Origin of the sequence: Peteryoungia rhizophila (assembly GCF_004912145.1) — a bacterium.
Taxonomy (GTDB): Bacteria; Pseudomonadota; Alphaproteobacteria; order Rhizobiales; family Rhizobiaceae; genus Allorhizobium; species Allorhizobium rhizophilum.
Window position 1 is genome coordinate 254,145 of the sequence record NZ_STGT01000004.1, and the last position, 21,864, is coordinate 276,008.

Below are 21,864 nucleotides of genomic sequence, written 5' to 3' on the forward strand. Positions count from 1 at the left end.
CTGATTAAGTCTTGTTTTGTGGCGGCGCTTGAAGGAAAGCGCCGCGATTTGATTGGATCTGCTCAATTTTCCAATTCCGCCTTGTTTTCCTCAGTCTTGCCCGTTGCGCATGCGCCGCCACTGTGACGGCGGCAGGCCTTGTGACGCCCGGAAGATGCGGGTGAGATGGGCCTGGTCGGCAAAGCCGGTCGCATCCGCGATTTCCGCCAGCCCGCGATCCGTGGTCAGCATCAGTTCCATCGCCGCCTCGAGACGATGACGGGCGATCCAGCGCTGCGGCGTCTCGCCAGTGCTCCGAGCAAAGGCTCGGCTGAACCAGCTCTCGGACAGGCCGCAGAGCTGCGCCAGTTCGGCCACGCTGATCCGCCGGGGAATGGCATTGGCCACATGCCGCTTCACCGCCGCAATCTGCCGAGGAGACAGTCCGCCACTGTGCTCCGCCCCCTCGCTGGACAGGTTCAGGACCTCCGCCAGCATGGCGGAGAGAAGGCCGTCCAGCATCATGGTCGGGCGCGAAGGCCGCTCCACCTCGTCGGCCACCATCCGGGCAAGGGTCCGGGCTACCGGCGCATCGGGGTCGCCTGACAGCATCACCGTCTCGCAGAGCTTTCCGGGCGGGATGAGACCGGCCAGACGTTGCTGCAGCGGTCCTGCCTCGAGGTGCAAGTCGAGATGGGAGAACCGCTCCCCAGCTCCCATGGCACTCCACAGGGGTTGCCCGGCCGGAACATAGACCATGGAGACGGGGGTCGTGATGTCGCCGCTCTCGCTGGTCTTAAGCGACAGGCTCTGCGGCGGCGTGCCGAGAAGGACGACAAGACGCGGATCGGGTGACAGGTAGAAGCCGCCGGCATCCGCGCCGCTTTCCACATGCCATACATCCGCCACGACGCCCGGCCAGGTGCGCACGCACAAGGGCCGCAGCGTGCGGTAAGCGCGTGTTTGTGCCTGCATGCGTGGACGAAAGGCCACTGAAGTCCTCCGGAAAGCGCCGCCTATGCGACCCGACCGGACGCATTGTCATCTGAGCCCTCAGCAGCGGTTAGTTCGTGTCGCACTGCATCCGTACGTCATCTGCGACACGGCGTAGACGATCGCCGATAGCGGCATGCAATACACAACTATTTGAGTCAAGTATTTTCGTGCTGCCCAATTTCTTAGCCGTCTAACAGCCCTCGGGAGCCGAAACGCTGCCGCTCATTGGCCAGATCGCACAGCCTCGATTGCTCGTCCACGCCTACCTGCTCGTAAATTGCGAAAAACGCCTGCTCGTCAGCATCCAGTGGATCTAGCGCTATGCCACGCGCCAGATCGATGAGGAACGTTGTGCTGAACGGCAGCTGGAACAACCAAGTTGTCGACTTGACCCATGGAACGGTTTCGACGGGGTTGAGTTCGACAGCCTTAACACAGGAGATTTTGAGTCATGGCAGAAGACAGACGCAGCCTGTTCGTCACTGGCCTGAAGAACGCCCACGCAATGGAGAATCAAGCGCTTTCTATCATCAAGCCTCAGATATCGCGGATTGAAAACTATCCGCAGGTCGCCAGACGCCTCGAGGAACACTATCGCGAGACTGAGGTACAGATGAAACGCCTGGAGGACATCCTGGCGAGCCTGGACGAGGACAACTCCACTCTCAAGGACTGGATGCTGTCGGCCACCGGAAGTATGGCAGCCATGGGTCACTCGATGGCGGACGACGAGATCTTGAAGAACTCCTTCGCAAATTTCGCCTTCGAACACTTCGAGATCGCGGCCTATAACGCCCTTCTCGTGATGGCAGAGATGGGCGGCTTCGAAGCATCGATTGCGGCACTCAGGCACAATCTTTCTGAAGAGGAAGGCATGGCCGGCTGGTTGAGCGATAACCTGAGAGAAGTAACCGCCGAGTTCGTCGCACGGCGCGAAGCCGGAGAGACCGCGAAAGTCTGAAACAACATGAGGTGGCGGCATGGCTGGCAAGACTGAAGTGACAGGCTCAACGTCAGCGCAACTCCGAGGGGACATCCAAGCGGGGATTACGGGAGACAAGCAGCCAGGTTTCGATCCTGCCATGGCCCCCCTTGAAACTGATGCCGAGGCCGGAGGTGTTGCCCTGCCAGCGGCTGACGTGGATGTGGAGCGAAAAGCGCAGCGATCTGGGAAGAAACAGGAGGTGTCCGCAGATCACGGAAGCGCGATGCGACCCGTGTTTTCGGGTAACCGCCCTCATTATCCAATGTTCTGGCCCGTGGTCTTGGTTTGCCTGGCGGCCATTTGTTTCACGACACTCGCTGTGACTTACCTGCTCAAGAGCTGAACTCGCTTGTCACGGCCCCTGCACACGCTGGAAACGACGGGTAGAAATGGTCCCAGCGTGGTTCAACCCGACAACATTTTCCATAGGTAGTCTCGACTCAACGTTTTCACGCAATGCCGAGATTCATTCAGAGAGATAAAGATGCGCGCACTGGTTTGGCACGGCAAGGAAGATATTCGATGTGATCGGGTATCCGACCCTGAAATCGAGGATCCGCGGGATGCGATCATCAAGGTGACGAGCTGCGCGATCTGCGGCTCGGACCTGCATTTGTTTCACAATTTCATCCCCGCAATGATGCCCGGTGACATCATGGGCCACGAGACGATGGGAGAAGTGGTCGAGACCGGTTCCGGCCTGAACGGGTCCTTAAAGAAGGGCGACCGGGTGGTCATCCCGTTCACCATCAGCTGCGGCCAATGCGAGCAGTGCCGGCGCGGCAACTTCTCCGTCTGCGAAACGAGCAATCGCAAGAAGGAACTGGCAGAAAAGGCGTTCGGCCACGCGACTGGTGGCCTGTTCGGCTACACGCATCTGACTGGCGGTTATCCCGGCGGGCAGGCTGAGTATTTGCGGGTGCCCTATGCCGACAGCACGCATATCAAGGTGCCGGACGGCATGAGCGACGAGCAGGCGCTGTTCCTGAGCGACATCCTGCCGACCGGCTGGCAGGCTGCGATGCAATGCGAGATCGAAACAACGGACACCGTCGTCGTCTGGGGCTGCGGCCCGGTCGGCCAGATGGCGATCCGCAGCGCGGTGTTGCTGGGAGCAGCCCAGGTTGTTGCGATCGATTATCTGCCCGAGCGGCTGTCGATGGCGGAAGCCGGCGGGGCGATCCCGATCAATTTCAAGGAAGAGAGTGTCGTTGAGCGGCTCGACGAGTTGACCAAAGGCAAGGGTCCGGAGAAGTGCATCGATGCGGTCGGCATGGAAAGCCATGTCTCTATGAGCCATCCGGACAGCCTGGTCGATCGCGCCCTGCAGATGATGATGCTGGAAAATGACCGGCCGCATGTGCTGCGCGAAATGATCTATGTCTGCCGGCCCGGCGGCATCATCTCCATCCCCGGCGTCTATAGCGGGCTCGTCGACAAGATCCCGATGGGTATGGCGATGAACAAGGGGCTGACCTTCCGCATGGGTCAGACCCATGTAAAGCGCTGGACCGATGATCTCATCCGCCGCATCGAGGAGGGCCAGATCGATCCCTCCTTCGTCATCACCCACACCGTCGGACTCGAAGAAGGGCCTGAGATGTACAAGGTTTTCCGCGACAAACAGGACAGCTGCATCAAGGTCGTTCTGAAGCCGTAACCGGAGGTCCCGCCATGAATTTATTCAGCACACTCAAGCGCTCCAAGGGCGATCCAAAGGTTCTGGAAAAGGGACCGAGTTCGCTTTCGTCTTCGGACCGGCTTGCCCGTAATCTCGGGTGGTTCAGCATCGGCCTCGGTCTTGTCGAACTCTTCGGGGCACATCGCATCACCCGTATGCTCGGACTGGACGGCCAGGAGACGATGGTCAGAGCCTATGGCCTGCGCGAGATCGGGGCCGGCATGATGACGCTCTCCGTCGACAAGGAGGTGGGGCTTGCAAGTCGCATCGCCGGCGACGGGATCGATATCGTCACGCTGGCTTCAGCCATGCATTCCGACAATCCAAAACGAGACAATGTGGCGATGGCGATGGCAATGGTCGCCGGCGTGACACTGCTTGATCTGCTCGCCGTGGGCGCAACGACAGGGCGCCATATGCGCCATCGCGGCGATATCAGGGATTATAGCGAGCGCAGCGGGTTTCCGAAAGGCATCTCGGCGTCGCGTGGGCTGGCGAAAGCATCTCGCGCGGTATAAATCCGAAATCCCGCAGGGCTTTTCCGAAGCGCGGATTTACAGCGAGCGGCAGCAATCAAGTTACAATTTTCTAAGACCCTTTTTAAGGGGAAGCGATTCCTGCCCTCGCCTCTAAGCACGAACAGCAGCACAGCTCCTTTTCAACGTCAGGCTGCAGTCAGCAGTGGGGCCAAAAGCCTTGGTTGCTTAGAATTAGAACGCAAGCCCGTCTGTGGCGAGCACACACATCAGATCCTGCGTGCAAAGACCGAGCGAGGCTCACTCCTGACCCGCCCAATAGACACCAAACCCGGCCATGCCAGGAGTTCGCACTGTGGAGCTCAAAGACTTCCACCGTCATGTCAATCGGGCAATCTGGCATTGCCGGCCGGACAGGTCTGTCGTTAAGCGTTCCGAACTCCCTGTTGAGGATCGTCGCTGGTCTACCTGAAGCCAATGACGTCATTCTCGTCTGTCACAATTTCCCGCGCCAAGGCGAGCTGGCCACAACGCAAGGCGACATATGTGGCGAGTAGTATTGTTAATCTGGGGATGGTCCCACCTTCCCTTTCAGCATCCGACGCCCGAAGAATTTCCGCGAATGCAAATGACCACGCAAAAACTGACGGGACTTTGAGCCGCCTAATCTTCTCGAACTGTCTCGTCGGGTTGAGCGGGCCGGAATGGCCGGCTCACATAGGCAGAGTTGAGAACGCCAAACCGCCAAGGCCGATCTTTAGCCTTGGAAAGGCCTATGCGAGGCCCGGAGACGACAATTGTCTCGTCTTCTCGCGCGTCAAGTGAGAAGGGTGGCAACGTAGCCCGAAGACCGTTGAGCTCGTTCGTGACGCCCAAGGCCTGACAGAGATTACCAGGCCCTCGACAAAGGACCCGGGCATCTGACGTACTGCGCCGCGAAACCATGAGGCCGAGTCCTTCAGAGGGCTGCAATGCACGGACGAGGACCGCGCTTGCGCGCGTGCAAACGAAATTCAGACACCAGTGACGGCCATAGGAACGATAGATGTAGACGGTTCCTGGAGGACCGAACATCGCGGCATTCGTCTTGCTCATACCCTTGAAGCTGTGCGAGGCTTCATCATCTGGACCGTAGGCCTCTGTCTCGACGATGAAGCCTCCGCATCCGTTCACCAGGAGCCGACTACCCAACAGTTCTCTTGCGACGATGTCGGGAGGACGTGCGAAAAACGCGTCATTCAGGACAGTAGACAAGTGCTTGCCCCGTCCGGATATCTGCTTCGTCATGGCCTCCGAACGAGCAATAGACGTCGTCAGTGAAAGAACAGTGTCCGCTCGTTTGACGCACGAGACGACAAAATGAATACCAATCCCAATACAGCGGTGACAGGCAGAATAAGTGAGGACAGTGAAGAAGGCCCGACTGTGAGCTGTTCATGATGTTCATCCTCGGACCACCCTTCTTCAACCCGGAGTTTTAAGTCCTCGAGCTGAGCTCGAAGGGATGCGATTTCCTGACGAAGTCGACGATCCTGTGGCGATTCTTGGTCAGGGGTATCGTCAAGCTCTTCCAAATGTTCGCGCAATTGTTCCGGGCTGTCGAAGCCTCTCACTTTGATATTCACCACAAGTCCTCCTGAGCTGCAAAGATGCGCCATCGATTTCAGACGGACGCAACAAACCAAAGGGGGACTTGTTCCACGCTACGTTAGATCACGAGTGACGCTATGGGTTTCGCTCTGATCGCAGACGACGAAGCACCTACTCCGTTTGCCCTCTCGCCGAAGCTTGGACAATATGTCCCGTTCCTGCCCGCCGGGAGGAGGCATCCTGCACTGCCCTGCATAGCGCTTGATCGGTGAATGGTTTGACCAGGAGGACGGCAATTTCGTCGGAAATCGGCGTCTCGTTATAACCGGTCGCGATCACAAACGGCAGGTCTGGGCGGCTCACCCTGCATTGCGACAACAGCTCGGCTCCCGTCATTTTTGGCATGGCGAAATCGGAGACCACGCACGTGAAGTCGGATCGTGATTGGACGAGCTCAAGTGCATGAAGGGGTGAGGTAGTCGTCACGACGTCTGCGCCGAGGTCCTGCAAGATAGCCTCGGTGTTCATCAATACGAGCGCATCGTCGTCTACGGCGAGTATAACGTAGCCGTGGAGATCATCTAATGACGCCGAAGAGACTGCGTTGGAACGCGCGACTGCATCTTCGGCTTGTCGCGTGGCTTCTGGAAGCCACAGCTCGACCGTGGTTCCTTTCCCCAACTCGCTGTAGAGGATCATGAGACCGCCGGACTGTTCGGCAAAGCCCGCGACCATCGGCAGCCCGAGGCCTGTTCCCTTGCCCACTCCTTTGGTGGTGAAGAACGGATCGCGCGCCTTGAGTAGTGTCTCTTCATCCATCCCGCTCCCCTGGTCCATCACCTTCAGGCATACGTGACGGTCGCCTCGCAACTCTCGTGGTGGCACGAGCTCGCCAGAGACCACGATGGTAATTTCCCCGCCCGCTGGCATGGCGTCGCGGGCGTTTACAACGAGGTTCAGAAGAGCCATTTCGAGTTGGTGAGGATCGACCTTTACCAATGGCGTCTTGGGCGAAAAGTGATTTGAAATTAACACATTCGCGGGCAGAGAGCTGACAAGAAGCTGATGCATACCTTCAATCAGCTGGGGAACACTGACCGTCTGGGGATCCAGATTCTGGCGTCGGGCGAAAGAAAGGAGGCGTTGGGTGAGGCTCGCACCCCTCTGAGCGGCTTCGAGCGCGTTGTTCATCAACTTTATTGCATTGTCATCCGCTGAGAATTTGCGCAGCGCCCTGTCCAAACTGCCGATGATCACTGTCAACAAGTTGTTGAAATCATGCGCTACGCCACCCGTAAGCTGGCCAATGGCTTCCATTTTCTGAGCCTGACGTAAAGCCTGTTCGGCGGCCTTCCGGTCCGTCACATCGACAAGTCCTTCTACGATCCTGACCACGTGACCGTTCGTATCGCGTTCGACACGCGAGGATAAAAGAACATCCAGTGCGCGGCCATCTGAGGCGATGAGGCGGTACTCTTTCTCTTTCGAGGCACCCGCCTGCATCAAGTGGGGCCAGTCGTACTCAGAGCGCCGACGGGCAGATTCGTCAGCCATCAAGGTGAGAAACAGACGACCGTAAATGTCCGGCCGGGAAAATCCGAGCATGGCGAGCCAAGCATCGCTGACCTCTTCAATGCATCCCGCTTCATCCAGAGCATGCAAGGGGAGTGGCGTGGCCCGATAGAGCTGGCGGAAGCGTTCTTCGCTATCGCGGAGCGACTGAGCCTCTTTCAGCGCAAGGGCCGCGAAACGACGGTCAAACATCGCTGCGACGACTGCGGCGAGGAGGATCATCAACGTAACGGACGCAACCCCGATGGCCAGCGCGCCCTGGCTGAAGGTCGCTGCACCATCTTGAACGCCATGAACGTGGATATCGAAGGACGCAGCTCTCATTCCAGAAAAGTGCATGCCGGAAATGGCAAAGCCCATCACAACGGCGGCGGCGCCCCGATGCAACATCCTGCTTCCACGAAAGGCCAGCCACAATGCGCCAACCGCTGCACCAATTGCTATGAAGACCGAGATCGTTACCCACAGCACATCATAGCTTAACTCTGCGGGCATCAGCATTGCGGACATGCCGATATAGTGCATGGCGACAATTCCGATACCCATCAGAAGACCACCCAGCCACAACAGCAATCCACTCTCGGTTTGGCGGCTGACGAGTTCAAATGCTGCACCGGTAACGAGGATCGCAATGCACAGTGACAAGCCAGTCAGGAACGGATCATAGGATATGGCGATGCTGGGAATGGAATAGGACAGCATCGCCACAAAGTGCATGGACCAGATCCCGCCACCCATACAGACTGCCGCGGCAGTCAACCACGCAAAGCGCGATCCTCTCGATGAGGCCTCGTTCACGCGCTGCGCTAGATCTAACGCCGTGTATGACGCAGCCACAGCGATGGAAATGGAGAGCGTGAGAAGGATCCAATTGTGGTTGCCAGACATGTAGTCCCCCCGTCGCGACGTGAAGCAATTGCCAACGTGATTCGCGCATCACTACATTCATGAACTGCCGGGCTAGCAGGCGTCAAATCGGTTAAAACTGATACGATTTCTGGCCAAGCAGGGGTCGTTATTCGCATGGTGGCGGCCCCGAATCCGGTTAGTTAGTTCCCTGCCAACTTGATGACGTAGACGCCTTCGATCGCTCCAGCTGGGGTGATTGTGGACCCGTAGCAAGATGCCCAACTTTACCACCGGATATAGAAACTCCTTCAGGGGTACGAAGCACGTCCGCAGAGATTTGTCCGGAATCAAGTTCATCTAAACATTTAGCCGGGAAGCGTAACCCCACTTTCGGGCGAAGAAAATTCTCTTGCTCGGTTGACATTTACCAGACCGACCAGCGCCTGCGATCCGGGCCGCTTCTGAACGTCGCCAATTGGTAACCTGACCTGTGGCATCCCTCCTCGGCCACGGCTCAGGGCAATGCTGATACAGTGATTGCGCGCCTCTTGGGCCGAGGCTATGGGCCGGCCGCTTCAATGGCCCTTCCCCTTCCCCTTCCCCGTCCCCGGCGCGAAGTGCGAACAGCGTGATGAGGCACGGGATCGAGATAGACCTACACGTGTTTCTCCTTCTTATCGTGCTGGTCTCTGCTGGAATGCAAATCGCGCGTGCCCTTGGCGCGATTTAACCTTGATCGCACAACTTTCTCGACATGCTCGTGCTGATTGCTATGGTCGCCTCGCAAGTCTGGTAGGGGACCATGATCACTGTTCGAATTTTGCTCACCGCAGCCCTCATTGTCGCATCCATCGCGCCGACGCATGCTCACGGTGGCGGATGCCGCAAGAGTTCGCCGCCTGGCCAGTGCTGCCACATGGACAACAAAGCCGGGCGTGTTCACTGTCATTGAGACAGAGAGACACTGAACCGGATGCTCTGGCCTATGAACTGCAGGATTTGCCTCTTCGGGCATGTTCCAAGATCGTATATCGCAGCAATGCGTACTGCTCTGCCGGGGTGGAATTTTGAAGGTCTCTTTTCCAAGACATAAACTGCTGCGAGAGCAGTCTGGAGAGAGTATGCGCGGCCCAATGCTACCGCTCCCCGGACACGATCGTAGCGATGGTCGGATGTGCCCCTGGCACCTCAATTCTCTGCCTAGGGCCGTCCCCTGCGTAAGCGCTATGCGTGCCAGATTTATGTCAGCCGCTCAGCCAAGTCCGAAGAAGGACAAGACTGCGACAACGACAACGACCAGACCAACGATATAAATGATATTGTTCATGAGGTTCCCTTTCTGTTTTACCGTAAACAGAACGTCCCATGATTGCGTTGGTTCCTCCCATAGGCCTGCAACGCCCCTACCCAGCTGGAGTGCTCCCCGTTTCACCGGAAATGTCGGCTAGTTTGATTTAGCCCTGATGAACTGCCGAGGGGAAGCCATCTTGAGCGCGGAATGGGGATGGATTTCGTTATAGTCCTCGATCCATCCGTCGATGAGCCGGAGCGCTGTTTCGGCGTCCGGTAGTGCTGCGATGCGGATATTGTCCCGCTTCATGACGAAGGCTTCCGACATGCCGTTCGACTGCGGACTGGCCACCGGCGTGAAGCAAGGCGTCAGATTGAGCGCCTGGGCGAACAGCCTCGCTTCCCTCGCAGTGTAAGCCGAGCCATTGTCCGAGAGATGCTCGATTGCGGGCGGGGCTCTCGTTGCCGTGAACCGCTTCTCGACCGCCTCCAGCATCATGTCCCGCACGTCAGAGCCGGAGATGCCCGCGTTGGCGACCGCCGTCCAGGCGATGAACCCGTTTGGCGTTGACGACAGGCTTATCGGCGGCTCGCCTTTCGCGATTGAGGAGCGCGGCGATCCGCCGATAGCCATATGTTGGCCTTTGATCCACCAGTCTGCGGATGATGGGCAAAAGCTCTGCATCCTCGGCCTTGTGATAGGACCCGCGCGGCTTTGATCTTCCTTTCAGCCGCTCGACGAGGTTGGAACGGGATACGCCCAGCGTGTCGGCTACGGCCTTCATCGGGAACCGTCCTTCGGCAACAAGATCGCCGCTATATCCGTTTTTTTGAGTCTGCTTTGGACAAGGCTTCGCGGAGGATTTCGACCTCCATCGTCTTGCGGCCGAGCATGCGCTCCAGCTCGCGAACGCGGTCCTCCAGCTTTTTGACTTCCGAATTGCCGACCACCGGCTCGTCAGAATCCACGGCTGCAGCACCTCCCTCACTCAAGAGCCTGCGCCACCGGTAAAGCAAATTGGGCGCAACGCCATGGCGGCGAGCAGCCGAAGACACCGTCTCGCCAGGTTCAAAACTCTGCTCAATGATTGTCAGCTTCTGCTCGGTTGTCCACCGTCTGCGGCGGACATCACCCGTCAGCAATTCAACGTGTCGATACTCGTTAGACATAAGCCTGTCCTCAAGCCTGTGCTTGAGCCTTTCTGCTTATGCCGACTGTCCGGTCGAAATGGGGGGCAGTTCACATGCGCAATATTAGAGCGAACCTTCAGCTTTCGTGGTTAAGCATCTAAGCCGCTGGAAAGACCGATATAACCTTTGATTGAATTATGGAGCCGCCCACACGCAGGCGCGCAGTCGGCGGCTCTGGTTCGCCTCCTGGCAGCGGGATGGCACCGCCGCAGAACCACAGCCATCGCGGTGACGGCGAACATGACTCGATCGCCGGCAATAGGATTTGATGAGCAAATGGCTTCATCGATCCCGCCCGGAGCTGAAGGCGGCACAAAACATTCCCGCTGCACTGTGGGACAAGGCTCCGTCCCGATATCCCGCAGCAGCGATTTCGTGTCTGCCGCAATGAAGTATGACCCATTGTCGCTCAGCTATTCAACGGTCTTGGGAAGGGCATTGATGCGCCCGAAGCGGTTCTCAACATACCAAGTCAGAATGCGGAACTGGTCGGTTAGGCTGAACGCGCCTGCATGAAGGGGCCCCGATCGAAATCTCGCCCACCGCGTCCGTGGAGCCCCATTTTCCAACCGGGCGCGGCACACCTTGCGGCGTCGCATCAAGAGTGTGCGCCACATGCTAGCACGTGGAGCGCGGCATAATAAGTTCGACATGCTCCAGCAGCCTTGAAGTTGTGCGCCGTATTTCGCCCCCCGAAATTTAGCAATGTGACGTAGTGTAATTCGATCCGTATACATGGTGCCTGGAGGAACCCATGCGCAAAGATCAGATTGCCTCATTCGTCACAGACATCCTGAACGCAGATGCCACTCTGTTTGCGGTGGATGACGACAGCTATTTCTTTGGTGACTTGGTGGTCGCAGATGACAAGGCTACGGAGGTCTGGGCGAAGGCAAACCACATCTGCGAGCGATACGGTCCGCGAGATCACTTGCGTCGCGAGATTGCTGCTCACCTGAAGTATCTAGGAAAAGTTACCAACTTGGATGGCGAAAGCGACGTGCTGTGTCGCAAGAGCCTATCAGCGACCTCGATGGCTGATTGAGAGCAATTTGTCAGCTGGACGGAAGCCCATCTCAGACTTTCTGGCGAACCTACTTCCCAATTGCATTGAGGTTTGGAACGGACAGCGGGACGGAGATGGCACTTAAATCAGTTATCTGACATGGCCGGGCAGAGCGACAAACCGGCTGCGGGACCACGGACCGGAGCGTTATCCGCGCCCTGACGAAGTCATACTCGTCAACGACCTCTCAGGTTTCCGTACCCGGCTTCAGAAGTACCATTTCTAGATAATCGAGATCCCATCGAGCTCAGCCCCTCTCTTTGAATACCGCGATCGAGGGACGTGCGCGGAACGCCGCACTACCGCCACAGACAGAGCTTCGACCCAAGCCGCAGCGCCGTCGATGTTTCCGCGCTTTAGTTCCTGCGACTGCTTGCCGCTCGTGTAACTGCGGGGAAGACCGCGGCGGTATGAACAAAGGCGCAGCATCCTGTCAAATCCCCGGCAAAAGCAGCGGTGTTGGACTGACCGCCCACCCTTATCTCGAGGCCTTTCAACGGCCAAGTAGCCCTTCGCTTCATCAAGGTCGCGAACCTGCGGCAACCTACGACTGCGGGACTTAACCGAAGAATCTGCTAAACTCCGAACGAACGCGTTAGCGGCGCGGTCAGAGCTGTGTGTGAGAGTTAATAACGTTGACCGTGTGGATGCGAGCACGATATTTTCGTCGGGAGGAAACAGATGCAGTTTGATAAATGGGTCGCCACGGCCTGTCTCACCTTGGCTGTTTTGGCCGCTCCCTTTGCACAATTTTCAGACGGAGCAGGGTTCGGCGCGCCGGCCGCCTTCGCCAAGGACAAGGGCGGCGGTAGCGGCGGTGGCAATGCCGGCGGCAAAAGCGGAGGAAACGATGGCGGGAAAAGCAGCGGTAAGAATAGTGTAAACGGCCGCGGATCTCAGACCAGGGAAGCCCGCAGCCAGAAGGGCAACTTCTTCACCGATGCTCTCGCCACGATCGCCAGCAAGAAGACCACATCTGGCAAAAGACAGCTTTCAGAAAAACGGGCTAAGCGACCCGCCACCAAATCATTCGTGAACCATCCAGTCGACCCCGTGACGACGCTTGCGTCCGTTCCGCTGGAGAAGCCGAAGACCCGGCCGATTGAGGCGAAGCTCGCAGGTCTGAATTCGCTAAACCGCAACTATCGCGCATACCTCAACTCGTCGGACCCGCGCATGGCCTCTATCCGCGACTATGCGGTAGCCTACGCGACCTACGAACTGGCCAACGGTGTCAACACCCTGCCCCCCGACTCATTGCTTGATGACGAGACGCTGCGTACCGCACTCGAAGCGGCCGCCAAGCCAGGCACCGTGATCGATGATGAGATGCTTGGATGGGCAAAGTCGACGCTCGGAGTCGGTTCGGCCGTTGGCAAGATCGACGAGATCCGGGAAGAACTCGCCGCAGCCGCGCCTATCGAACAGGTCGTCGATCCGGTGACGGGTCCGGTAGCCGACCTGGGTGACGGGGTTGTAACTGCGACATATCCGGGAGAGGCAACACCTGAAGAAGTTGCCCGGCCCGCGGATTCTACTGAAACGGCAAGCGTTACTCCTTAAGCAAAAGGGACGCTCAGGCTACAGTTTGATGCCCTCGACCTTTAGCGATATACCGGCCCAGACAGATCGAGAGTAACTAGCGACTTTTTGGTATTGCGAGAAAAACCTTTTTGCGGTTTGATAGAAGTGCGGGCGGAGTCTTGCCTCCGACAACGAAACGGACCACCGACGCCCCCAGCCGACATGTGGCCGCCTGCACCTTCTATCTCAAGAGCCATGCTGTTCGCGTTATCCGGCTTCACTGCGCTTCAATCAGGGCGCGTCCCTGACGCAATACCTGCTCGAAAACTTCGGTGATGGCCTGCGAAGACACCGAAACATCTGTACATTCCCGCGTTTCCATCGCAATCGCTTCCCCGAGGCCACCAATTTCGGCCTCAAGTTTCGCAAAATGCTCCAGCGGATCACCATGAGCCATAGAGACCTCGCGGAGCAAGACTGCGTTGAGATTGATGAGCGCCAGGACTTGCTTCGAAACTGTCTCAGTTCGGTCGATAAGCGCGAGAAGCGCTTTCCCGTTGTCGTTGTCACCAGTCAAATCGGGTCCTCCGTGCCACGAAGCGAAACTGCCCGACGATGCTCTCTCAGCAGTGCACTTGCTCATCCGACACTTAGCATAATCGTAAAGTCTTACCATGGCCTTAGAGCGCGTGCGTCTGGCGTCCTCGGTTAAGGGCCCGGTAACCTTCCAAAGCCCGAACGTGATTGAATAACCAGAAATTAGCTAGTGCTGATCTAGCTTGGTGTCTGTAAACGCGCTGGCTCAAAGGAACCTCAGTGACGAAGTTTACTGCTGCTCATTTTTGCAGCTCTTGTCATCGTCTGTCACACGATTGTCGATCGGAATTCGGAGCTAAGTGTCCATGGAAGCTAATGGCTTGCTGATTACGTTTTTAGCCCAGATGGGGGTAATCAGCTTTGCGCTCACGTTTTGTTCTTTTGTCCGCGACAGGGTGCGAGGTAAACAGAGTGTCTGGCGTTTGATCGTCAGCGGCCTGTTCTTCGGGGGTACCGCGGCACTGCTTATGAACATGTCAGGCGAGCTCATCGACGGGTTTCGATTTGACTTGCGGATTGTGCCCTTGGCCATTGTCGGCCTGATCGCTGGGCCTATAGGTGCAATCATGGCGGCTTGCACCGCATCTGCGGCCAGGCTTTGGCTCGGAGGAGCCGGTGCAGCATTGGGTTTGTTGGGTATCTGGCTGGCATGTCTCGTGTCGATTTCCGGGCATTTTTTTCTGAAACGGGGGTACATCCGACCATCCGACGTCCTTTTGTTCAGCACCTTGAACGCAGGCATCGCGTTTCTGATTCTGTTGGTGTTGCCGCAGACTGTTCGTGCCAACCTTAGCCAGTTCAACGCGCAATATACTCTGCTGGCCTTGAATTTTGTAGGCACCTTGATCTCTGCCTCCTTTGTCCGGCTAGACCAACTGCGTCGAGAAAGCGCTCACCTGAACGAGCTCCACAGCCAGATTGTCAGCGCGCTTCCGGATGCCCTGAGCGTCAAGGATCTCGACGGTCGGTTTCTCATTGCCAACGACCCAACAGCTGTATTGATGGGAGCGACAGATGGCGTTGCGATGGTTGGTAAGACAGATTTCGACTACTACAAGCCAGAGGAAGCCGCGCTGTTCTGGAAACAGGAACAGGAATTTCTGGCGGACCCAAAACCGGTCGTGCTCGAGCAACAATTCAATCGTAATGGCCGAACATACTGGCTGAGTACAGTTAAAGCTCCCTATCGCGACGAAAGAGGTGAACTTAAAGGCATTGTGAGCCACACGTCAGATGTCACAGCCCAAAAGGCACTGCAGACGGAGCTCATTTCGACACAGGTTCTCCTGGAGACGGCCATGGGCGAGATGGCAGATGGCCTGGCGATGTTTGATCGGGAAGGACGCTTGGTCATGTGGAACCGGCGTTACCTGGAGTTCTTCCCGTATGTGGACGAGGAATCCTGCCACGGTCGTACTCTGGCTGAACTTCTCTCTGCCGGTGTGCTGAGAGGTGACATCAAGATTCCCACAACTGTCTCTCCGTTCGCCTGGGTGGAAGACGAGGTGGAGCGTAGCCAGTCTGCTCAACTCTCCGACCTGAGGTTAAGCGACGGCCGATGGGTGTCGAAGTCGACGCGGCTACTCGCTGATGGAGGATGGGTTACCATTTATTCCGATATCAGCGATCGAAAGGCTGCTATCCAGCAACTCGAGCGACTGGCGAGTAAAGATGGCCTCACGGAACTCGCTAATCGGCGGATCTTCGACCGCAGCCTGGAGGTGGCCTTTCAAGAGTCACGCGACACGCACAAAGAGCTTTCACTGCTGCTGATCGATGTTGATCATTTCAAGTCTTACAACGACACTTACGGGCATCCTGCCGGCGATGAAGTATTGCGGCGCATCGCGAACGTGCTTCATTCAGGCTGCCGCGGAGATATGGACCTTGCAGCGCGGTACGGCGGAGAGGAGTTTGCCGTAGTTCTGCCAAACTGTTCGCAGGATGAGGCTCACGACGTTGCGGCACGGCTCGCAAATGCAGTGCGTCAGCTTGAGATCCCTCAGGTTGGGAGCTCGAAAGGCCGTGTGACCGTATCGATTGGATTGGCGACGACCGATGAGCTCATGATGGGATGCCAGCAACTTCTGAAAGGTTGTGACGAGGCGTTGTACGCTGCAAAATCTGCTGGACGCGATAGAGTTCGGGCAGCCACTGCTGTCCTGGGACGATCGCTCGCTTTGTAGGAGATCATCTGCAGGAAAAGTGCTTTGGATCTAGTAGCCACATTTTGGCTCAGGTGACCGACGTGATGAGCGAGCCCCAACATCCTCCTAAAGGATACGATGTGGCGCTGTATACCGCGAAAGCCGCAGGAAGAGACAAAGTGATTGTCGTTTCAATCGATGACCCACCTGGCGGACCATTTACACGAACGTCCCAAACGTAATCCTACGATTAACCCTTCATTCACTACATCTGCTCGTGCGACTCTAGCGTTCTCGAAAAAGATGGAGGTGGATTGTGAATTTTTTGCGAGAATCATGATGCCACTTCATAGTCGTGCCGAGGAAAAAATCGCACTTGAGAAAGCTGCCGTCGTCTTTTCAAGCCTCTCCAACATCGTGAGGCTTGGTGTCCTTCTCCGATTGATCAAGCGCGAATGGTCGGTCAATGAACTGGCAGCGGATCCTGAGATCAGCCAATCTGCGCGCTCCCAGCTCTGGGAAAGCTTCGTCAGGCAGGCATTGTCCGTTCACGAAGGAATGCGCAGACCGTGTTTTATTGCTGCGATAATCTTACCGTTATTCGTTTGTTGGCCGAAGCTGGGCTCACACAATAGCTGGTGATACGTGAATGAAACCCCACCTCGATATCCATTTGGCTTTGAAGGCGCTAGCGCATCCGGGCAGGCTCGATTTTCTTATTTGGTTGAAGGATCCTGAGCGGTACTTCGGACTGACGTCCACGGACGTTCAAGGCGGCGTGCCGGCAGGACGTTTCGAGCTGGAGGGTCTGTCTCAGTCGGCCGTTTCTCAAAATCTTGCAATCCTGCGGCGTGCCGGTCTTGTTAGCTCTCGCAAGGAACGGAGCACGATCTTATACCGCAGAAATGAGGAAAACCTCGCAACGCTGAAGCTCTGGCTCGCCAGCGAGATATGATTATTCGCGATATGCGGCAATTCGGCATCTCATGATGCGAGAACCACGCTATGTTGTGGATGTGCCGGATCAGTCCCTGCCGGCGCGTGACAAGCCGCCAACGATAATGAACATTGAGCGACCACTATAAGGGGAACAGTATGACCACTACCAATGACATCGCGGCTAAGATAGCTGAAACTCACGATCTCTCGCGGGCTCAGGCTAAGAGCCTCGTGGAAGCAGTCTTTGCGGCTGTAACAACAGCGGCTACCGCAGGAGAGGAAACGTCCATTCCAGGCTTTGGCAAGTTCAAGGTCAAACACACTCCAGAACGAGAGGCACGAAACCCGGCGACTGGTGCGACCATCAAGGTTGCTGCGGCGAAGAAACTGACATTCACGCCGGCCAAGGCATTAAAGGATACTCTTAACAAGTAGGCGCGTATGTGAGCGGCCCTGCTGCTTTGGGCCGTTAAATCTCACATTAATGTTTCGCTGCTAGCCATCAGGATAGCAGCGATGCTGTGGTCGAGCAGATTATGTATTGCGTTCGGCTCGACCCATCCCTATCGCATGAGTTGCAACGAGCGTCGGCTCTTGAGACCTTCAGCGTGGTGTAAACTGAGACGCTCCTTGCGGCCCGTGGCGCTATCGTAGTGTTCGGAAGCTTGTTGCATCGAAGACAAGGCGGAACCGTCAGGTCGACAGCTTGCTGTCCTCCGTGTCATATCACTGTCACTAAACGTATGCTTCGTGAAAGGACGCGGGCGCGGCTCGACCCCAGCTGGACGATCCTCCCCCAGATCCGTCGCTGCACTGTCTGGGTGCAGTCGCCCGCGCTTAGTCAAGCGACTTGATGCAGGCCTTAAACACTGCGCCATGGTTGATCATTAGCACGCAATTGTCATCGAGTTGACGAGGTGACCCTTCAATCACCCGCGTGCCTTACCTCTTAGAGATGGCCTCGATGTCTTGCCCGGGTTCGTTGTCGTTTACCTGCAACCACAAAAACTGATCGCTACTCATCCTCAATTGAAGCATTGAAGCTGCGACCGCCCACACTTCGCTGCACATCCTCCTTGATTTATCGTTCATCAGTGATCTGTGGACAAAGCAGAGGCCGTACTGGTTGTACGGAAACAAGCGATGAGTAGCAGAGGTCTCCATGACAATGATGGATCAAAACGAAGTTGGGAGCTTCGTCGCTGATCTTCTTACAGCAGGGCTGACCGTCGTGGCTTTTGGGCGAGACGTCTACCTGATTTACGACGACAAACTTCCCCGAGCGCGGCGCTTCAACATCGGAGATAGGCTGGACCAGATTTCGGCCAGGTACGGCGACCGAAGACATCTGTCTAAGGAGATTGTGTGCTACCTGCGATCGATGGGCCACAATTATCCTCCGACTGATGACAGTGTTCAATGAGCGAGCCGAAGTAGGTGGGTGGGACAATGTGGCCCCCGTCACTCATTCCCCCTCTAGCAATCCGACCTTCGGCTGGGTGAGATTTCTTGCGGAGGACAAAAAGGGGTTGTGTTCGGAGTGTCATGCGCCGATTGTCAGCAACGGATTTATTGAAAACCTCCCACGGAACTTGCCCGCCATTTTGGTGGGCTTTTTTTTCATGTGTTTGGCTCTGCCACCCGCAGCTTCAGACAAGCTGATGCCCATGGGCGCGTGCCGATCTGGCACGAATGGCGGCCTTGCGTTTAGAGATCGTTGAGATCGCAATTATTAAACAATTCATCTCCTGCAACTCTTTTGCCCCTCGCGCCGTGTTAACAATTGCCGGGCAATGGATCCCGGCGTTTCAGAGGAGAACTATCATGCGTAACACTCTGGGAATGGCCCTACTTTCAAGCATCGTCACCTTTTCGATGGCTCTTCCGGCTGCTGCCGGCGGACTTAACATTGGTGGATCTAATGGAATATCCATAGACGTGAATACCTCTGACGGGCTTGGCGTCGATGCCTCCGTCGGTGGACGGAGCGGCGTCAATGCAAACGCCAATGTCGGCGGTAGCCGTGGTGTAGCGGATGTCGATGCGAGCGTAGGAGGCTCGCGGGGCGTAAATGCGTCGGCGAACGCCAACGGGAGCCGTGGCCTCTCTGCTGACGTCGATGCTAGCGTCGGCGGCGAAGGAGGTTTGAATGCTTCCGTTGGCGCGCAGATCGGCGGCTCCCGCACGGGGATCGATATTGATGTCGGCCTGGGCCGCAATCAGGATGTCCGAACCGGACCCGGCTCGGGCGGATCGGGGGCAGGTGGGCTTACCGCTCCGCAGCGTAAGGCACTCCGTGACATGTCGGCGTCCGATCGACAGCGGCTTCTGAAGCGTTGCGGCAGTATAAACTCCGCTGCTTATGATCCATCCCTCGTCGAACTCTGCCGGCTGCTAAGGCTCAGCGCTTCGAGATAACCACTTCGCGGCCTGGCCCGGTCACGCGGGCCAGGTTAACAACTATAGGCGACTAGGCATCCTCGACTCAGTTGTATGCGGCTTGCACTGTGTCGAGATCTGCTGCGTAGCTGACAGCGGCCGTCTCAACGATTATATAGGCAATCACTTCGGGAATACTCGAGGAGCGCCCTAATAAAGAACTTCTTAAATCAAAGGGAGCATATTTAGTAAACCTTGCTTGATTTTCTCGGGGGAAGCCATGAAACGCCTTTCGATCAGAGTTGCGCTCACCGGAATGTTGAGCCTCATCATATTTGCCATCGTCGCGCTTAGCTTCACGTCTTACAGCAGTCTCACGAGGCTCAACAACAATACCCAGGATATCGGTCAGTACTGGATGTCGCGGATGATGCTCGCCCGCGAGATGAAGGGCAACTTCAACCTAATGCGCTTGGCCTATTCCCGCCTGATTATGGCGGCAACACCCGGTGAACTCGAGAATGAGATCAAGAGCATCAATGATACCGCAGGTATCGTCCAGAAGTCGGTCAACGATTATGAGTCCGGCGCACGCACCGAGAAGGGACGCGCTCTAATTAACGGGTTCAAGCCCGAATTTGAGGCATATAGAGCCCTCGGAGAGGAATTGATCGCTATCAAGCAGGACGGGCAGACCCTCGTTGCCACCAGCTTGTTCAAAGGCAAAATGAAGGCTCAGTCGGAGAAGGTAAACGCTGTCGTTGATGACCTTGTGGCCTATGTCATTTCGAATGCGGACAAAGCAGTGTCGGATAGCGATACGATTTATCAGAACAATTTGCTCACCACGCTCGGTATCGCTGCGGCCACGCTCATGATGGCCATCGGCGGCATTACCTATGCGGTCATTGGCGTTACGCGCCCGATCGGCCGGATATCGTCCTCCATGCGCAGTCTCGCCGCCGGTGATCTTGAAAGCAATATCCCCTTTGAAGGTCGTGCCGACGAGGTTGGTGAGATGGCGACTGCTGTTGAGGTTTTCCGCCAAGCCGGCATTAAAAACCGCGAACTTGAGCGGCAGGCCGAGGAGGCCCGAATTCGTGAAGGTCACCAAGACGCCGAAAGTCGTCGCCGTGCTGCCGAAGAGGCAGAAAAGTTGCGCTTTGCCACCACAACGCTTGCAGCTGGGCTGAAGAGACTTGCGGCTGGGGACGTGTCCTTTGAGCTGAATGAAACTTTCTCTGCCGAATATGAACCGCTGCGCCAGGACTTTAATGCCTCGCTCAAGCAGCTTGGCACGGCGCTCTCTTCGGTCATGCAATCGGTCGAGAATATCGACACAGGCACCCGCGAGATCTCGTCTGGCGCAAACGACCTTTCTAAGCGTACTGAACAGCAGGCCGCAGCGCTCGAGGAGACGGCTGCTGCCCTTGACCAGATTACCGTCAACGTTTCGACCTCGTCCAAGCGTACGGAAGAAGCCCGGACAGTCGCCATCCTCGCCAACCAGAATGCAGCCAAGTCGGCGGAAGTCGTCTCCAATGCGGAAGAGGCCATGCGCCGCATCGAGGAGAGCTCGCAGCAGATTTCCAACATCATCGGTGTTATCGACGAGATCGCTTTCCAGACTAATCTTCTGGCGCTCAATGCCGGCGTCGAGGCAGCCCGAGCGGGTGAAGCGGGCAAGGGCTTTGCCGTCGTTGCCCAGGAGGTTCGGGAGCTTGCCCAGCGTTCCGCGAACGCTGCCAAGGAAATCAAGGGCCTGATCCAGAATTCCTCGACCGAAGTCGGCAATGGCGTCCAGCTCGTGCGGGACACGGGTGTCGCGCTGAAGGCAATCGGGGATTACGTCTCGCAGATCAACCAGTTGATGGATGCGATCGCGACCTCCGCCCGCGAACAGTCGACCGGTCTCGCCGAAGTCAACACGGCCGTCAACCAGATGGACCAGACCACGCAGCAGAACGCGGCCATGGTCGAACAATCTACGGCAGCGTCTGCGGCACTCGCTCAGGAGGCTACCCGACTGCGCTCTCTGGTCAGCCAGTTCAACCTGTCGGGCCGGGTCAATGCTCCGGCCGCGTCGGAGCGTGGTCCGGCAGCCGCGCAGGCGCCGGTGCGCCGGGCCCTTCAGGTCCATGGCAATCTCGCTGCCAAGGAAGAGTGGAGCGAGTTTTGACGCCTGGACCTTTAGAAAGCATGTAGTGTGCTTGGGATCGACAATGCTCGTCTTAGGTTGACCTGCGTTGCCAAACCCTATGCGTGAGGGAACTAAACAAGCGTTGGGTGCGCATCCATTACCTTCAATATTGACGATCCGCAGAAACAGATACTGGCCCGTGAGCGCGAAGCTGCACGACAACCAGCCCCAAGACGGGCACCTCGGCTGTGGTGGTTCTCCTATGATTGAAGAGCACCCTGTTCCGGCTTCCTTGATACTATAACAGAGTTACGCGTGTCAGCGGTGAGGTGTAACGGTGCCCGCAGCCGTATAGAAATGGCACGCTTTGAGAGAGGACAGACCTCCCCCACCTGCCCGCGTCATGCGGGCATTTTCTTTCTTAAGCCGAAGCGGCTCAACCACGACTCTCGCTTGGAGGCTT

The 21,864-nt window shown here is 56.9% G+C and carries 16 protein-coding genes and 2 pseudogenes; 11 read left to right on the forward strand and 7 right to left on the reverse strand.

The window, feature by feature from the left end:
• Positions 1-90: 90 nt before the first annotated feature.
• On the reverse strand, positions 91-972 hold the full coding sequence (locus tag E9677_RS17230; protein WP_205910160.1) for a helix-turn-helix domain-containing protein: 882 nt from the start codon (positions 970-972) through the stop codon (positions 91-93).
• Positions 973-1,426: 454 nt separating this feature from the next.
• On the opposite strand from E9677_RS17230, the gene E9677_RS17235 reads away from it, so the two are divergent.
• From E9677_RS17235 to E9677_RS17250, 3 genes are all read left to right on the forward strand, one after another.
• Positions 1,427-1,936 (forward strand): ferritin-like domain-containing protein, encoded by a 510-nt coding sequence (locus E9677_RS17235; RefSeq protein ID WP_136559297.1) that lies wholly within the window; start codon positions 1,427-1,429, stop codon positions 1,934-1,936.
• 508 nt (positions 1,937-2,444) lie between these two features.
• Positions 2,445-3,620, forward strand: coding sequence for a zinc-dependent alcohol dehydrogenase (locus E9677_RS17245; protein ID WP_136559299.1), 1,176 nt, complete (start codon positions 2,445-2,447; stop codon positions 3,618-3,620).
• Between the two features lie 14 nt (positions 3,621-3,634).
• Positions 3,635-4,159, forward strand: coding sequence for a hypothetical protein (locus tag E9677_RS17250; protein ID WP_136559300.1), 525 nt, complete (start codon positions 3,635-3,637; stop codon positions 4,157-4,159).
• 621 nt (positions 4,160-4,780) lie between these two features.
• On the opposite strand, the gene E9677_RS17255 is transcribed toward E9677_RS17250, so the two are convergent.
• From E9677_RS17255 to E9677_RS17280, 5 genes and pseudogenes are all read right to left on the reverse strand, one after another.
• Complete coding sequence (locus tag E9677_RS17255) at positions 4,781-5,404, reverse strand: DNA-3-methyladenine glycosylase (RefSeq protein ID WP_136559301.1); 624 nt, start codon at positions 5,402-5,404, stop codon at positions 4,781-4,783.
• Between the two features lie 26 nt (positions 5,405-5,430).
• Positions 5,431-5,742 carry a hypothetical protein gene (locus E9677_RS17260; RefSeq protein WP_136559302.1) on the reverse strand — a complete coding sequence of 104 codons (312 nt, stop codon included), beginning with the start codon at positions 5,740-5,742 and terminating at the stop codon, positions 5,431-5,433.
• 136 nt (positions 5,743-5,878) lie between these two features.
• Entirely contained in the window at positions 5,879-8,167 is a 2,289-nt protein-coding gene (locus E9677_RS17265; protein ID WP_136559303.1) for an MHYT domain-containing protein, read from the reverse strand.
• A 1,405-nt stretch (positions 8,168-9,572) separates the two neighbouring features.
• Positions 9,573-10,588, reverse strand: a pseudogene (locus E9677_RS17275) (transposase).
• Between the two features lie 344 nt (positions 10,589-10,932).
• Positions 10,933-11,073 (reverse strand): annotated as a pseudogene (locus E9677_RS17280) (IS3 family transposase); the annotation flags it as partial.
• A 290-nt stretch (positions 11,074-11,363) separates the two neighbouring features.
• Here E9677_RS17280 and E9677_RS17285 point away from each other — a divergent pair.
• Positions 11,364-11,654 (forward strand): hypothetical protein, encoded by a 291-nt coding sequence (locus tag E9677_RS17285; RefSeq protein WP_136559305.1) that lies wholly within the window; start codon positions 11,364-11,366, stop codon positions 11,652-11,654.
• A gap of 702 nt (positions 11,655-12,356) precedes the next feature.
• Positions 12,357-13,238, forward strand: a complete 882-nt coding sequence (locus tag E9677_RS17290; RefSeq protein WP_136559306.1) for a hypothetical protein — start codon at positions 12,357-12,359, stop codon at positions 13,236-13,238.
• A 238-nt stretch (positions 13,239-13,476) separates the two neighbouring features.
• On the opposite strand, the gene E9677_RS17295 is transcribed toward E9677_RS17290, so the two are convergent.
• The gene (locus E9677_RS17295; RefSeq protein WP_136559307.1) at positions 13,477-13,776 is read right to left on the reverse strand and encodes a hypothetical protein; all 300 of its coding nucleotides are present in this window, start codon (positions 13,774-13,776) and stop codon (positions 13,477-13,479) included.
• A gap of 325 nt (positions 13,777-14,101) precedes the next feature.
• Between E9677_RS17295 and E9677_RS17300 the strand changes: the two genes are divergently transcribed.
• The 6 genes from E9677_RS17300 (at position 14,102) to E9677_RS17325 (ending at position 21,440) form a co-directional block, all read left to right on the forward strand.
• On the forward strand, positions 14,102-15,982 hold the full coding sequence (locus E9677_RS17300; RefSeq protein WP_136559308.1) for a diguanylate cyclase: 1,881 nt from the start codon (positions 14,102-14,104) through the stop codon (positions 15,980-15,982).
• 144 nt (positions 15,983-16,126) lie between these two features.
• Positions 16,127-16,585: an ArsR/SmtB family transcription factor gene (locus E9677_RS17305; RefSeq protein ID WP_136559309.1), complete on the forward strand. Its 459-nt coding sequence runs from the start codon at positions 16,127-16,129 to the stop codon at positions 16,583-16,585.
• A 7-nt stretch (positions 16,586-16,592) separates the two neighbouring features.
• Positions 16,593-16,898, forward strand: a complete 306-nt coding sequence (locus tag E9677_RS17310) for an ArsR/SmtB family transcription factor (protein ID WP_136559310.1) — start codon at positions 16,593-16,595, stop codon at positions 16,896-16,898.
• Positions 16,899-17,038: 140 nt separating this feature from the next.
• On the forward strand, positions 17,039-17,317 hold the full coding sequence (locus E9677_RS17315; protein ID WP_136559311.1) for an HU family DNA-binding protein: 279 nt from the start codon (positions 17,039-17,041) through the stop codon (positions 17,315-17,317).
• Between the two features lie 1,389 nt (positions 17,318-18,706).
• Entirely contained in the window at positions 18,707-19,300 is a 594-nt protein-coding gene (locus tag E9677_RS17320) for a hypothetical protein (protein ID WP_136559312.1), read from the forward strand.
• A gap of 241 nt (positions 19,301-19,541) precedes the next feature.
• Positions 19,542-21,440 (forward strand): methyl-accepting chemotaxis protein, encoded by a 1,899-nt coding sequence (locus E9677_RS17325; RefSeq protein ID WP_136559313.1) that lies wholly within the window; start codon positions 19,542-19,544, stop codon positions 21,438-21,440.
• Positions 21,441-21,864 lie beyond the last annotated feature (424 nt).